Origin of the sequence: Acinetobacter sp. SK-43 (genome assembly GCF_015351505.1) — a bacterium.
In the GTDB taxonomy this organism is placed as follows: domain Bacteria; phylum Pseudomonadota; class Gammaproteobacteria; order Pseudomonadales; family Moraxellaceae; genus Acinetobacter; species Acinetobacter junii.
This window is the reverse complement of sequence record NZ_JADKPY010000005.1, coordinates 1-14,758: the sequence shown is the minus strand read 5'-3', so window position 1 is coordinate 14,758 and position 14,758 is coordinate 1. Positions and strand designations below refer to the sequence as shown.

The 14,758-nt window shown below is 35.8% G+C and carries 12 protein-coding genes and 1 pseudogene; 7 read left to right on the top strand and 6 right to left on the bottom strand.

Features of this window, described 5'->3' with window-relative positions:
- Positions 1-119 precede the first annotated feature (119 nt).
- Genes IRT38_RS02245 through IRT38_RS02235 form a run of 3 tightly spaced genes read right to left on the bottom strand, consistent with a single transcriptional unit; the run spans position 120 to position 6,290 of the window.
- Positions 120-3,353 (bottom strand): tyrosine-type recombinase/integrase, encoded by a 3,234-nt coding sequence (locus IRT38_RS02245; protein WP_032048625.1) that lies wholly within the window; start codon positions 3,351-3,353, stop codon positions 120-122.
- Positions 3,337-5,619 carry a hypothetical protein gene (locus tag IRT38_RS02240; protein WP_194596857.1) on the bottom strand — a complete coding sequence of 761 codons (2,283 nt, stop codon included), beginning with the start codon at positions 5,617-5,619 and terminating at the stop codon, positions 3,337-3,339. The genes IRT38_RS02245 and IRT38_RS02240 overlap by 17 nt, the downstream gene beginning before the upstream one ends.
- Positions 5,619-6,290, bottom strand: a complete 672-nt coding sequence (locus IRT38_RS02235) for a hypothetical protein (RefSeq protein WP_194596855.1) — start codon at positions 6,288-6,290, stop codon at positions 5,619-5,621. The genes IRT38_RS02240 and IRT38_RS02235 overlap by 1 nt, the downstream gene beginning before the upstream one ends.
- Positions 6,291-6,517: 227 nt before the next feature.
- On the opposite strand from IRT38_RS02235, the gene IRT38_RS17485 reads away from it, so the two are divergent.
- Complete coding sequence (locus IRT38_RS17485) at positions 6,518-6,748, top strand: hypothetical protein (protein ID WP_227592128.1); 231 nt, start codon at positions 6,518-6,520, stop codon at positions 6,746-6,748.
- A gap of 68 nt (positions 6,749-6,816) precedes the next feature.
- Here IRT38_RS17485 and IRT38_RS02230 read toward each other — a convergent pair whose 3' ends face one another.
- Positions 6,817-7,131: a hypothetical protein gene (locus IRT38_RS02230; RefSeq protein WP_001282337.1), complete on the bottom strand. Its 315-nt coding sequence runs from the start codon at positions 7,129-7,131 to the stop codon at positions 6,817-6,819.
- Positions 7,132-7,230: 99 nt separating this feature from the next.
- A complete protein-coding gene (locus IRT38_RS02225; protein ID WP_004777032.1) occupies positions 7,231-7,560 on the bottom strand; it encodes a DUF4236 domain-containing protein in 330 nt (109 codons plus the stop codon).
- Between the two features lie 151 nt (positions 7,561-7,711).
- On the opposite strand from IRT38_RS02225, the pseudogene IRT38_RS17635 reads away from it, so the two are divergent.
- The 3 genes and pseudogenes from IRT38_RS17635 to IRT38_RS02215 form a co-directional block, all read left to right on the top strand.
- Positions 7,712-8,290 (top strand): annotated as a pseudogene (locus tag IRT38_RS17635) (class I SAM-dependent methyltransferase); the annotation flags it as partial.
- 54 nt (positions 8,291-8,344) lie between these two features.
- Entirely contained in the window at positions 8,345-8,911 is a 567-nt protein-coding gene (locus IRT38_RS17670; RefSeq protein WP_033133982.1) for a GIY-YIG nuclease family protein, read from the top strand.
- Positions 8,898-9,959: an HNH endonuclease gene (locus IRT38_RS02215; protein WP_194596853.1), complete on the top strand. Its 1,062-nt coding sequence runs from the start codon at positions 8,898-8,900 to the stop codon at positions 9,957-9,959. Before IRT38_RS17670 ends, IRT38_RS02215 begins: the two co-directional genes overlap by 14 nt.
- Positions 9,960-10,018: 59 nt before the next feature.
- Here IRT38_RS02215 and IRT38_RS02210 read toward each other — a convergent pair whose 3' ends face one another.
- On the bottom strand, positions 10,019-10,918 hold the full coding sequence (locus tag IRT38_RS02210; RefSeq protein WP_045126838.1) for a competence protein CoiA family protein: 900 nt from the start codon (positions 10,916-10,918) through the stop codon (positions 10,019-10,021).
- A 105-nt stretch (positions 10,919-11,023) separates the two neighbouring features.
- Between IRT38_RS02210 and IRT38_RS02205 the strand changes: the two genes are divergently transcribed.
- The 3 genes from IRT38_RS02205 to IRT38_RS02195 form a co-directional block, all read left to right on the top strand.
- Positions 11,024-12,004, top strand: coding sequence for a hypothetical protein (locus IRT38_RS02205; protein WP_045126839.1), 981 nt, complete (start codon positions 11,024-11,026; stop codon positions 12,002-12,004).
- Positions 12,005-12,250: 246 nt separating this feature from the next.
- Complete coding sequence (locus IRT38_RS02200) at positions 12,251-12,643, top strand: (deoxy)nucleoside triphosphate pyrophosphohydrolase (protein ID WP_045126840.1); 393 nt, start codon at positions 12,251-12,253, stop codon at positions 12,641-12,643.
- A partial coding sequence (locus IRT38_RS02195; RefSeq protein ID WP_194596851.1) for a DEAD/DEAH box helicase family protein occupies positions 12,640-14,758 on the top strand: 2,119 nt, incomplete at its 3' end. The genes IRT38_RS02200 and IRT38_RS02195, both read left to right, overlap by 4 nt.

Genomic DNA, 14,758 nt, shown 5'->3' with positions numbered 1-14,758 from the left:
CCACATCAATTATACTATTTTAATAGTTATATAATAGCGAAAACTGACTATATTTTACTATTAAAATAGAATTATGGGGGTGTTAAACACACAATGGAAATCATAAATAGATCAGTGATTTAATCAGTTTTAAGAAGTTCCTGTTGGTGTAATACAGCCATAGGTTTATGTACGGTATCAGGTGACATGTAATCCAACCCATTAAGCGGAATAGATAGTGGGCGCCCAATACATGCTAGATGTAAGCAAAATTTAAATGCAGCAAGAGCATGACCATCTTTTACTGAGTAGAGTTGTAGACGAGGAAATTCCTCTTGAGTTGATGGATGTTTATCTGTTGATGCTTTTGCTAATTTGAAAAGTTGAGGCTGTTGTTTAGCATCTAACTTTGTTTGCAAATCTTGTCCAAGTAAGTGCCAAAATTTGGCAGGAAATAAAGCCTTAACTTGGGAGTAAAAATGTTCGAGTTGATCGATATCCTTCCAGCGATAATGGATACCTGTGTGTGATGCGGTCACTCGATTCAAAAATATATTCAGGACGCATGCAATTTGTATTGGATTTTTACGAGCTATTTTCTGTAGATGTTCAAAAAAATAAGTCACCGCATGAAGCTCTTCAGCGCTATCAAGCATTGCTGGTTTTAAGTGGGTTGAGCTATCAATACCAAATAAACGGGGATTCCCTTTTTTTGATTTAATGTTTGCTAAATTTAGAGCATTTTCATACCAATAATTGACGAGTTCTTCTGGTAAGCACATACGTTGAGCTGCACTTTTAGGATCGTGAGTAGTCTCCAATATATTGAGCGTTTCATAGAAGCGTTGAAGTGAAATTTTAGAATCTTCTGTTCCAACAAAGAAAGCAAAAAAATCATGGGATTGATCTATTTGTAACGACAGTTCATCTAAAATGTCAGTAGCATTACTTTGAAGCCATTTTGTTTGATCGTTTAATAATATAGTTGCTAGAACGGCCTGGTTTTTTTCAAAATTAAAGTCTTTTTCATCATTTGTTATTTGCAAATTTTTAAACGTTGCATTGTGGCCCATAATTTTTTTAGCCAATTCATTAGGCATATCTGGATGATGTTTTAGTAGTTTTTGACCAGCTATGAGATAACTTAAATGAATATAGCTTTTGAATGTTACAACTGGCTCTATATGTCCTAAGAGATGTGCAATAACAAACCAATGGTTTTGTCCATGTTGATTTTGAAGTAGCTCGGCTCGAATTTTTTGATATTCGTTTTCGCTATAGTCAGTTAGCTTTTGCACAAGTGGTGCATATTCAGAGTTCAGTAAAAGCGATAAATGATTCGCTGTAGTGTGACGAAAAGAGTGAAAGGAGTAATGATGCCCTTTAAAGACCTGATTTAATATCAGTTTTAGGGGTGCGGTGACAGTGTGTTTATTCAGTTTTTTATTTTCATTCAAGTTGCTGAATAAATATAAACTTTTCTTATTTTCTAAGCGTTTTTCAACAACAAAATCGCTAAAGAATTGGTACTCATCATCTTTTAGCAAAGCGTAGGCAGGCACAATCCGTTCCGCACTATCAGTTTTGAGCAGATGTTGATTTCCTTGTTTTTTTGAACCATAAGGTTGGACCCAGATAGAAAATTGATCTAAACCCTCGATATCTTTTACACGTAATCCCAGTATTTCATTGATACGCATACCAGTTCGGTAAGCTAAAATATAAATGATTTTTAATAATCTATATTGATGGTCTGAGATGGATTGATCATGTAAGAACTGATTTAACTTCTTTAATATGACCTGGAAGGCTGTGTGACCTATGATGCGTGCCCGTGGTCGATTTTGCGATGCAATAAATTCAAGTTCGAAATCTTCTGCTTGAAAAACAATTTGCTGGAAGGTGTGAAAACGTTTCAACATGCGGATCGTTTGGTCTTTAGACTTCTTAAATTCGGGTTGATTGGCTTCGTCAGCAAGGCGTGTATTGCTGATGATTTGTTGATAAATTTTGGTCAGCAGATCGTTAACATCTTCATCGGCATCAATGTATTGTAAGGCATGAGTTAAAAAAGGTTCTGCGATCCGGGTGTAGTAGGTATAGATTGAACTATCTGCGATTTTTTGATTATCTTGAAATGACTTAGTGTACTGAGTTGTATCAATATCAAAAGTAGCTACTAGTTCTTTTATTTGCTCTGAATTTGGTCGATAGAGACTGATGAGCCACAAAATAATACGTTTAGAAAACTCATTAAACTGAGTCTGGTGTGTGAGACAAAATTCAATAATGAGTTCAACAATGGGCTGTTGCGTTGATGATGTGCGAATAATTTTCAGCAAGTTTTTATGAATAAATATTACATTTTCTACTGCTTCAGACGTATTGAGATCTGGTAGGGCTTTGGCTGTAGAAGAGACATTTCGTTCGATTTCATCACTTAATTGAGTTTTAAATTTTGGGAGAGCAAAGTTTTCAAACTCATGTTCAGATAAACCACAAGTGAGTGTTTTTTCTAACAAGCATTGTGATAATGCTGGGTCAATATCTGAATTTTTCAGTTGTAGCCAATTAAAATTGGCGTATTCACGTAAAAACTTAAAAGTCTTGTTGGTGTATGGATGTTTTATTTTTTGAAAAATGAGGTGCAGATACGCATTTACGTCTACACTAATGTCACGAATTTGCCTTGTATTGAAGTGAATGAGCCAGAGTCGTGTGAGTTGATCTGGAACAAAATTACGCGATTTTCGTATTGTTTTTTCATCAACAAATAGATCGCCATAGCTTGGAGAAAGTGGCTCTAAAAAGATGATATTTAAATCGCAAATTTTTTGGATTTTTATGGGATTCTTTAAATGTTCAAGTAATGCATTTAATGTTGCTGTTTGACTTAGTCCACCATATAGCATTGAGCAAAGCAGAATATTCCCAATAATTTCATCATCAGAAAAAGCGGAACTATCTTGAGCAAGAATCCAGTAATCCCACAGTTTTTCGAGGATGATGTCAATTTCATGACCGGCTTGGATCCAATCTAGGGTGAAAATTGGTTCATCGCGTTTCATCTCAAAGGTGAGATAAGGTAGTGGGAGGTCTAGGTTATTACTTTTATTGAGGTCTTCGATATATGTTCGGAAGAATTCATGAGCATATTTTTTCCAGGCAAGATTCGGTGCTTTACGTTTAATAAACTCATAAATTGCAGGATAAGCTTGAATTAAGTCTTCATTTGAGAATTTTTGCTCATCAAAGTACTGTCGGAGCTCTTGTTCTGCATCAGCTCGTAGGTTCTTTTCTAATTCATTACGTTGAAGTTGACGTCTATCTTCAGCATAGCGTTTTTTTGGGATTTTTTTATTGAATGATGACATGAACTTCAATCCCGCTAATTTTAAATTGATCTTTCATTTGCTCTAAAACATTCGCAATTTTAGAAAATTGAGATAGTGATAAACTGGAAAAAGGATGTGCTGCTTCTTGTTGCATGAGCTCATGTCCAAAGAGAGCTAAAATCTCAGGTTCGGTAATTTTATGAGTCAAAAATGCACGAGCTGTATGGCGATGCCAATTTGCATGATCAAGTCCTAATTCAGGATGGAAATTTTTGACTGTAGAAGGACTTAGTGGTTTCCACTCATCATCTTGGATGATTCCCAAAAAGGGCAGCTTACTTGCTTCTATTTGTTGTATAACACCATTTAAAGCTGGATGACTCATCATGATTTGAGTCGAAAAATATTCTAAAAATTTAAGGAATTTTTTTATCTCTTCAACTAAAAATGAACAAAGTGGGATTAGACGTCCGAATCCATTGCGGCCGCCTACTTCTTTGTCAGAAACCATCAAAATTTGGCGTTTTAAATTAAAGTTTTTAAGAAATCCAGGGAATTCAGCAACGGGGCGTGCTGCTGTAAAAAGAAGGAGGATATGCCATATCCATATGTTGTAGTGGTTGTATATAGCAATCAGATCGTCTTCAGCTTGTGAAAAAATATTAAACTTCAATACAGCAAAAATCTCTGTAATGACCTGTGGTTTTGGAGCTTTACGACTACCAAAATGAGTTATTGAATCAGGGAGCGAAGGTACACAACTTTCATATGTGCTTGCTACATCTGCACAAAGTGATTTTAGAATATCAATATATTGTGCATGTAATCGTGGAATATTCTGATGACAATAAGAAACAGATGATGACTGATTGGCATCAATCCCTGTGATTAAATCTGCGAGTTGTTTATTCCCTGTTTTTGCAAGAACCGTATGATGCAGTAGAGAACTCACTTTTACGACAGACAGTTTTGGAATCAATAATTCTTGTCTTAATTTGCGTAAATATTGCTGTATATCATCGAAACTAACCGAATCCATTTTGCGGAGATCCTCAATGAATAGATTCGAGATTGGAATGTCTAAATAGATCGTCTGATTAAGCAAGCTGTTTGAATACTCAAAATCACGGTTCTCAAATACATTAAATTTACTGCTTAAGAAGAACTGATCATTTTTATGGATCAATTTTTGGCGGTTATTTAAGTTTTTAGCTCGCTTGCTTTGTATATATAGCCACTCATTTACACTGTTGCCTGTTAAAAATGCGAGCATCAGGATCAAAGCACTTTTATTTTGATGTTCAGAGTAGTCCACATGAAGTCTTTTCAGTAGATGGTTCACGCTAGATGGATTCGGAAAAAAACTACTCGACGTGAGTAAATGTTCTTTGCGTTGAATATGTTTTGCAACAAGCGGTAGAACGTAGCTTTGACTCGTTTCTGAATGTGCTGCGAGTGGTGTGACGTCAGTTGGATTGACAACAATTTGCCGATTAATCGGCTCATCGATTAAGGTTTCTATATTCAGTGCTTTAGATTTGGCCCCCTTTTTGATTTCGATACTTTCTTCAATGAATTGTTCTTCATCAAGAAACTGATGTTGAAGCTGCGTATCGATACTTGCACGTGCAATCTTCGCTTTGTTTTTTAAAATGTAGTTAAAAGTAATCCGAATATCATTGAGTAGATTGCGATCAAACTCAGGCAATTCATCCGTATCTAATGTGATCAGATGTTGAATAAATTGCTCTAAGCTCAGCGTTAGATCTTTAAGATAGACATTCCAGAGGCGTTTATATTCTTCTGTATTATGATATTTTTTTTCAGTATCTAAATTTTTATTTGCAGTCCTAAAGCGCTGGAATAAGCGCTTTACGGTATTGAAGTGTTCTGTGTGTGCTTGTTTAAAAAGCTCTGGTTTAAGCTCAGGAAGAGCAATTAAATAAATTGCCGCTTTTAAAACTAGAATATTCCAGGTTAAGGCATTTTCTTCTGACTTTGCTAATTGTGCAATTGAGTTCACATACCAAGTAACGGGTGTTGCACTAACAGTATGTTTTCGAGAGGAGACCAAGGCAGCGGGTCTAGCAACAACAGAATTAGTTTGTAGATCAAAATCTAATAGATCGAGATTCAGCTCCTTCAGATATTGATCAGTGGGGTGTAAAGTCAGTAAATCAGCAATATATTGAATATGTTCTGCACGGTTGAACTGCTCATTACCAAAGAGTTTTTCCAGTGTCTGTTTTAATGATACCCGCGGAATATCAGCAGCATTTTGATGGTTTGGGTTATATTCTGACATTATGCTTTCCATAGCTGATCTGGCGTGAGAACGAAGTCCACATTGTTTAAAAGTTGTTGCACAATTCCACTGGTTTGTTGCAGTTGATCAAAAATCTTCTGTCTTTGCCGGTTTATAACTTTATTTCGATAATTCAGCTGATTTCGTGTGAATGAGAGTAGTTTTGCTAGCAGGTCTAAGCTCATAGTACGGTGAGGTTTGAAAGAATTTTCTTTGTTTAAAGCCAAGATAACTTCATATGAGATATGTGCATTGATCAGCGATTGCATTTTTGCAGGATTCATTCGATCCAGATCATGGTGATAAGAGGCCAGAAATCTCATGAATTCCAAACTTGCCTCTTTTTTTAATAGCTCAATTTTGTCCTCATCTTGAGGAAAAGAATGGACGAGTAAGTTGATATTCTTAGGTGTGTTCTTAGACCAATATAAGTGCCACTGACAGGCATTTGCGATGGTATAGCCAGATCTATTAGGGTCTTTCCAGACACGGATTTCAGGGTAAGAAGTCAATATTGATAGATCAGCTTTTAAGGATTTGAAAGCCTCTTGATAGCAAAGATAAATTCCAGAAAAATCAGGGTGGATACTGATTTGGATTTTATTAAAATTTTTGCACAACAATTTTTTAGGTGTGCCAAATTTTTCATTGAAATCAAAAGCGGTTTCCATAGTCCTTCATAAGTGTAAAAAATAATCAAGTGAATATTCTTATAATTTTTTGAAATATTAAACAAGATTGATCTACCCTATATTTTGTGTATATTTACAAACTATATACAATATATTGTGATTTTTTATATTTTTAAGAACGGGGTCACAACTTATAGCAATGCTATTTATTTTAAAACTAAGAGTTTCTTAATATGGAAGTTAAACAATAGAAACAGGTAGAAGTCATTACTGATGTTTTATGTGATGTATGCAACCAATCAACGAAACTAGAGTTTGGAACGTTATCGGCGCATTGGGGCTATGGTTCCAAGCATGACGGGGAAAGATATGAATTGCAGTTATGTGAGAAATGTTTCTTTTATGCCTTGGCGACATTAAGAAAAGAGCGAGCAGATGAGTTTATGTTTGATGAAAATTTTGACCCTTCAACACTAGATGGGTTTGGGTTGAAGTGAACCTATCACGCGACAGGTTCTAAGAATCCAAAAAATACTGACTCAGATCCAAGCCAGCAACTTCATTTTTAATGGCGAGTAAGCGATTCAGGAAAAATATTTTTCTTTGCTTCGAGGTCACTGAGTTCGGAAAAGGCCTGAATACCGCCTGCGGCTTTAATTCCATCTAAAGCGACAGATAGAGCTTCCTGATCTGACGGGAATGTTTCATCCCATACCGTAGAAGTACCATTTTGGTTTACCACTTCCAGTGTCCAGTCACTATCGGGTAATCGATAAATTAGAACTTCAATTTGCTCATTATCCTCTTGTAAAATTTGAGACAAGGGAGAATCGATTAAATCATTTTCATCATAATCCATAGTACTGTCATTATCAGACATCAGCGGCAGCCTTTATTGTATTTAACATCCGTCCATAGTAATGAATGAATTAAATTTTGCCTAGCAGTGGATATTATGGGGTACAAAGAATGGCTAAATTCAAAAAATAATTGCCCCGACAATAAAACAAAATAATCCAAAAATTACCCAAATCCAGACATTCGATTTAGGTTTCTCAGTATGTGATGTATAGAGTGGTTGTTGTTCCTGAGCAGGAATTTTTTGGTTGCCTGCTCTTTTTTTATAGGGTTGGTGCTTGGAATAGGATAGGCCTGTGCCTGGAATACCAACGCTGGTTCGGGTGCCTTTTTTGCCAATATTTAAAGAAGCGCCGGGTTTGCCAATGCTTGCACTGCTGATGCCTTTATGCGTCAGATTGATTTTTAATCCAGGTAATATTTTAATACTCTTGCGAAATCTGAAGCCCATATTTTTTCCATTTACAAGAACCAGTTTGGTTTCTATCTGAGTTGTCCAGATAAAGTGAAATAATAGTTTGATTCATTCATAGGACTGATCATTTGACTTATCTAGTGAAATATCAGTATGTTCTTTAACATAAGATATTGGCTTTTAGACAATGAATCAAACATCAAATTATTACAATCAACATGCTCAAGCATTTTTTGAAAATACCTATCAGGTTGAGATGGAAAGTCTTTACGCACCATTTCTAAGATATTTGCCCGAACAGGCATTGATCCTGGATTTGGGCTGTGGCTCGGGGCGGGACACTTTGGCATTTAAGAAAAAAGGCTATCAAGTTGAGGCAATTGATTATTCTGCCGAGCTTGTTGAAAAGGCGAGAGAGCTGACAGGCATCAATATACGTCAGCAAAGTTTTTATGAGCTGAATGAAGTAGCTAAGTATGATGGTATTTGGGCCTGTGCTTCTCTTTTGCATTGTGAAAGAGATCGCCTGACTGAAGTGCTGGCGCGCATATTTAAAGCATTAAAGCCAAATGGTGTGTGTTATATGTCTTTTAAATATGGCGATACAGACCGTGAGAAAGAAGGGCGCAGCTTTACTGACTTGAATGAGCAGCAAGCTTACGACTTACTCAAACAAATAGATCAGGCTTTACTGTTACAGCAATGGATTACTGTAGATAAACGTCCAGACCGTACAGAAGAGTGGATCAACGTAATATGGAAAAAGCAATCACATGCTTTTGATTATTACCCACAGCGTTTATACAGTCGTGCCGAGTTAATGAAAGAGCCCTCTTTGATTCCTGCAGAACACGGGATTTATTTTTGGTGGTTCAAAACAAATCCACTGGGAATCCCAACAAAAAACTGTATAACGTATCAAGAATACACTTTGTTGTATGTTGGCATATCGCCTGACAAAAAGACTAAACCAAATAGTAAATCAAACTTGAGAATACGGCTTAAAACACACTTTACAGGTAATGCAGAAGGTTCAACACTAAGACGAACATTGGGCATACTTCTGGCTGAGATGAGTGGGTATCCGCTTAGAAGAGTAGGGTCAGGTAATCGCATGACTTTCACGCATTCAGGTGAGCAATGGCTGGATGCATGGCTTGAAGATAATGCATATGTGTCCTGGATAATTTGTGAAGAACCTTGGAATGTTGAGGAAAAGGTTTTTGAACAAACGATACTGCCACTCAATTTGAAAGGTAATCAGCACGAGTTTAAAAAAACCCTTTCAGCTATGCGTAAAAAAGCCATTCAAAATGCGAAAATGATGGAAATCGCTACGGAAGCAGGATTACAAAGACAGGTGAAGCTTCAACATGTGGCAGGATGATCACTTTATAGAAAATAATAAACCTACACCCAACGAGCAGCTGAAATTCTTGAAGCATATTCAGCAGATATTGCAGTCAGGGACTTTTACTTCGACATATAAGTTTGCTTTGCTGATAAGTATCACGCGTCTGGCGATTGAACAGGGTCAAGATACCGGTGCTGCCTTGCATTTGGAATATCAGGATATTGCTGAAAAGTTTATTGACCTGTACTGGAAACAGTCACTACCGTTTCAGTTTAACCAATATGAGCCTTTTATCCTTAAACAAGCCACTGGACAGCAGGCAAAAATCATCAGTGAAATCCAAAAGGCACAGCAACAATTCAAGACCTTGGCCGCACTGAGAACAGATGTACTTTACTGGAACAGGCTAAAGCGAACAGTGGCAACAACGGTAAGGCAAATGCCGGTGTTATATTTGCAAAACCTGAATAGTCAAACCATAGAGTTTCTCTATAGTCTTGAAGATTCCCAGCAGTCCCTCAAGCTATTGCCCAAGGTGATGTATTGCTTGAGACAGTTTAGTGAAATTATTGAAGAGTTGTGCCAGAAGCGCTGGATTGATTTTGTCCGGTTGAATAAGCAGAATCTGGTTGTATTAGATGGGTTACCTGACCTAGATGAATTCATGTTTGCACCGAGTCGTAACCAACTAGGACAGATTGCAGACTTTCTGATTGATCTACAGCAATGCCAATGTTTCTATTGCGGTAAAAGCCTAAAGAACTCTAAATATGCAGTGGATCACTTTATTCCTTGGTCTTTATATCCTGCCGATACCGGACATAATTTTGTCCTAGCGGATGAAAAATGCAACTCACAAAAAAGTAATTATTTAGCATCACAGCAATTCTTACATCAGTGGCAGGAGCGTAATCATCTGCATGATCAATCTATTATTCGAGAGATTTCTCAATTAGGTTTTCTAACCGATCTGCAACGTTCGCATCGGGTTGCCGACTGGGCGTATAAGCAGGCAATAGAGAATGAGTATTTAGTTTGGTTGGGTGGAAAAGATAAAAAGATATTAGCCCAAGTGTATTAAAGAATTGATTTTCAATAGATATATTTAAGTATTTGAATGTAATAAAGATATAAAGCACCTTAGTAGTGCTTTATATCTTTGGGTGTGTGCATTTGTTCTAACCTTTCTAAGACGGTAGCAGAGAACGGTTGCCAATAGTTCCATGAACGATATTTTTGATCAAAACGGCCACCACCTTCATTCCGCCATTGCTTTAGAATTGCAATGATTTCGGGGTTGTAAATACAATTCACGGATAGCATTCCACTCGAAAATTTGCGAGCACGTACCCATATTCCATTGATGGTAAATTGATAATCTTCCCAAGATGAAACATTAGGAGTCGTGTTTGTTGCGAGTTGTTCAGTTACTTCAAGTGGATTTTTAGATATTTTCCCTTCAACTCCATTTTTAATCACTTTAGGGGCTTGAGGATAAAGCCAACTTTTATGATCCAGACTTTCAAGGATCAGTTTCTTTGCTTGTTCACTTGGTATTACAAGTTCAGCCTGTAATAAGCTCGATAAATCAATCTCTAAGGTATTAACGTTCATTGATTCAATGATCTTAAGTTTATTCTCATCAATAAAATGTGTGACAGCAATTTCAATAAATATTGGTTCATCATTGTAATAACAGGCTAAATCAGGACGAATTAACCCTAAGTGAAATTCAGGAATAATTTTGTCAAATGTCCACCATGCAGCTTCATTGTCTTCAGTATTTGGGACCGCAGGAAGCATTAAACCCATAGATTCTAAAATGACTTCTTTGGCGTATTTGTGTAGTACAGATTCTGGATTAATGTTGCAGCTTTCCTTATTGCTGGCATGTGCAAAATGATGCTCTTTGATATCACCTTTGCGTGCAATGACAGTTTCACCGCATTCAAAACAAGTACATTTACATGCTAAGCCACGTTCAACATTTTCTATTTGGACCAGATTATTATTTTCATTGAGAGCAACATACATAGTCATGAGTACAAATCCTTTAGCAAGTTAATTTACTCTTCTACTATGACTGTGATTTAATCGCTAAAACACCGTATTAACAGGGGTAATACGGGTAAGTGGGGTGTATAAGTGACTGAAATAGAAATAAAAGTACTAAAATTATTTTATGGTTTACTAGTGAACCAGCCTACGATCAACAGGGCGTATGATTGTTTAAAGGTGTTATTTGAAAAAACAATTGAGAGTTATGAGAGTGGTTTTGAAGAGAAAGTTACTTACTCCAGGCAGCAATTGAAAGTTGCTGTTGATGGAAAATTGTCAGCGGAAAGAATGGATTCTAAAGAACTTGGAAAATGGATCAATGACTCACGATTAAATGATTTTTTAAAGTGTGTTATTCACCGGCACAGTGCAGTGTTTGATGAGCTTGGATACATCCCATTTGTAAATACAAATGATACTAAGGGTGGGAAGGGGAATGAGCGAATATATTGGTTGGAAATAAAAAAAATTACAGCTAAAGTTGATGAAGATAATCAGAGTCCTGAAGATAATATTGTTCATTATGAGCGAAATAATCCTGCCGACATTCAACTGTCGTGGTTTTATAAATTCATTTTTAAAAATGGCGAGTTACAAAATAAGAGCTTGAGAGGACTGGTAATGATTACCGTACTCTTTGGTAGTGTGATTGGCTGGGCTATTTATGTTTTTATTTTTTCATTGGTATTAGTTAGTGATGAACAATCTTTTACATCGTTGGACTTATTTTGGATTAGTTGTCTGATTTTCTTTTCATTTATTATGTTTAAGTACTGGGCAATTCCGTTATGGAATTTACCAGAGCATCGTGTAATTAAAGCCCCTATGAGTTTTATTTCATTCGCTGAAGATCATGCTGATCTTGAAATGTATCGGGATAAAGAGAGAAATCAAATTACTCGGGTGACAAAGTTTAAAGGTACATGCCCGATATGTGCTTCTGATGTCCTCTTAAAGAGTGGGAAACCAGATCAAAAGATGCCTTTAGTGGGACGGTGCGTTGAGAGTCCTTTTGCACATGTGTATAGTTTTGATCGTGTGACACTGAAAGGTGAGCAACTAAAATAAATCATAATTTACATGGGTAAATTGTTATATGTAAATGTGATTTTTAAAAATAAGTGGGCGATTGTACAGCCACTACATTTAAACATGAAATGTTTGAAAAGTAAGAGGGGTTGGACTCGACCTCACAAACTTGATAAGAGACGGTCTTATTTTGATAGCTATTCAAAATGCTTAATTATTACAGGCCTGTCTTATCTAAGTCTTATGCTTATAGTAAGATTCTCATTTATCTAAAAAATATTGTCTATGAAAAAAATTGCTGTTGTTGCTGCCGTAATCAAACATGAAGATAAAATTTTATGTGTACAAAGAGCACCATCTAAATATGATTATATTTCTTTGAAATATGAATTTCCTGGTGGGAAAGTTGAGCAAGATGAAACGCCAGAGCAAGCAATTATTCGTGAAATTCAAGAAGAATTAAACATGGAGATTGTAGTACATTCACATCTTATTACGGTTGACTATGACTATCCTGACTTTAGTATTTCTTTGAATACATTTTTATGCCGTACCAATAATAAAGATTTACAGTTATTAGAACATGTGGATTATCAATGGTTGACTACTGATGAACTAACTACTCTCGATTGGGCAGCAGCAGATTTACCTATTGTTGATAAGTTGCAAAGAAAATGATTCTAGATGCATTGAGTAAAGGGTTAATTACAAGCTTCATTGATCAATCTTCCTATTCAGAAGATATTTATCAAACTAAGTTGGTACAAAATAATTATCCATTAGAAAAAGTGATCAATACCTTTGAAGGTGAATTAGAACATTGCACAAGGTTTTGGTTCACTACAGCTTTTTTGAGCATGAGTGGTTTTAATACACTTTATTCTTTGCTAGAGAATTTACAACGCAGGAATGTTCCTGGTCGAATTTTAGTTTCTCAGTATCTTAATTTTACTCAACCAGATGCACTAAAAAGACTAAAAAAGTTTAAGAATATTGAGGTCCGTATCGATACGAAATCTGATTTACATGCGAAAACCTACCTATTCCAGCGTGAAGATCATATAAGTGTGTTGTTAGGTAGTAGTAATTTAACTGCTAATGCATTGAGTAAAAATGAAGAGCTCAATATTTTTATTCGAGCTCTGCCTCAAAGTAAAATTATGCAAGATATGCTGCTTAAAAAAAAGACTTTATTTAATGATGCACAAGAATTGACTGACGAGTATTTAGCACAATATAGTGAAATATATCAGGCCCAAAAACACTTTGTTCAGAAACTACCACAACAGAACATAAAGCTTTCTAGTTCAATTACACCTAATTTAATGCAACAAGAAGCCTTGAGTAGTTTGGAAAAATTACGAGAGGGCAATGTTTCTAAGGCTTTACTCATCTCTGCAACAGGTACAGGAAAGACTTATCTTTCGGCTTTTGATATACGCAATTTCAGAGCAAAAAGTATGCTTTTTATTGTGCATCGAGAAAATATTCTTCTTGATGCACAACAGACTTTCAAAAATGTATTCGGGACCGATTTTAAATCTGCTATTTTTTCAGGATCTAATCGAGATATAGCTGGGTACAATAATGTTTTTGCCACTATACAGTCTTTATCTAGAGATCATCATTTAACTCAATTTTCACCAGAGGCTTTTGACTATATCGTAATAGATGAAAGTCATCGTTCAGGCTCTGCTAGCTATTTAAAAATTTTAGAATATTTCAAACCTAAATTTCTTTTAGGTATGACCGCGACTCCAGAAAGAAGCGATGGTATTGATATTTTCAAAGCATTTGATTACAACATAGCCTATGAAATTAGGCTTAAAAAAGCCATGGAATGTAATCTCATTTGCCCTTTTCACTATTTTGGAATTTCAGATTTAGAAATAGATGGAGAGCTGATTGATGATAATACTGATTTTGGTCATTTAATTAGTGATGAGCGTGCTCGAAAGATCAAAGAAGCTTCAGATAAGTTTGGTACAGATAACGGCGAATTAAGAGCCTTAGTTTTTTGTTCTAGCGTTAAAGAAGCGAAAGAGCTTGCAGGGAAAATGAATCTCTTAGGGATTCAAAGTATAGCTTTAAGTGGTGAGAATAGTACGGAACAGCGAACAGCTGCGATCGAGTCAATCAGCTCGGCAGATAATCATCGTATTGAAATGATTTTTACGGTTGATATTTTTAATGAAGGAATTGATATTCCTAAAATTAATCAAGTAATTTTTCTACGAGCAACAGAGTCATCGATTATTTATGTCCAACAATTAGGTCGTGGACTACGAAAAACTGCAACTAAAGAATACCTGACCGTTATCGATTTCATTGGCAATTATGAAAAGAACTTTCTAATCCCAATGGCTTTATTTGGTGACAGCTCATTTAATAAGGATCAATTGCGCAAATTAGTGACGAGTGGTGGTTCATTATTACCAGGTGCATCGACGATTCATTTTGATGAAATTGCTAAAGAAAAAATCTTTGCTTCGATTAATAATTCTAATTTTCAAATGAAAAAAGATTTAGTGAATGATTACAAGTTATTAAAGACTCGGCTTGGTCGTATGCCGATGATGATGGATTTTCTACAAACCGATTTGCGAGATCCATTTAGTTTTGTTAATTATGCAAAATCTTATTATTCCTTTATAAATCCGATAGAAAAAATTACACCAACTTTAAATGAGTTCGAAGAGGCGTTATTACAATTCTATGCTCTAGAAATTAACAATACAAAGCGTGTACTAGAATCATTGCTTTTAGAGAAAATTATTCAATATGATCAAGATG

Bases quoted from the DNA above. Each gene is read 5' to 3' on its own strand.
- IRT38_RS02245 (WP_032048625.1), bottom strand. From the start codon at position 3,353: ATGTCATCATTCAATAAAAAAATCCCAAAAAAACGCTATGCTGAAGAT.
- IRT38_RS02240 (WP_194596857.1), bottom strand. From the start codon at position 5,619: ATGTCAGAATATAACCCAAACCATCAAAATGCTGCTGATATTCCGCGG.
- IRT38_RS02235 (WP_194596855.1), bottom strand. From the start codon at position 6,290: ATGGAAACCGCTTTTGATTTCAATGAAAAATTTGGCACACCTAAAAAA.
- IRT38_RS02230 (WP_001282337.1), bottom strand. From the start codon at position 7,131: ATGTCTGATAATGACAGTACTATGGATTATGATGAAAATGATTTAATC.
- IRT38_RS02225 (WP_004777032.1), bottom strand. From the start codon at position 7,560: ATGGGCTTCAGATTTCGCAAGAGTATTAAAATATTACCTGGATTAAAA.
- IRT38_RS17670 (WP_033133982.1), top strand. From the start codon at position 8,345: ATGAAAGAGCCCTCTTTGATTCCTGCAGAACACGGGATTTATTTTTGG.
- IRT38_RS02215 (WP_194596853.1), top strand. From the start codon at position 8,898: ATGTGGCAGGATGATCACTTTATAGAAAATAATAAACCTACACCCAAC.
- IRT38_RS02210 (WP_045126838.1), bottom strand. From the start codon at position 10,918: ATGACTATGTATGTTGCTCTCAATGAAAATAATAATCTGGTCCAAATA.
- IRT38_RS02200 (WP_045126840.1), top strand. From the start codon at position 12,251: ATGAAAAAAATTGCTGTTGTTGCTGCCGTAATCAAACATGAAGATAAA.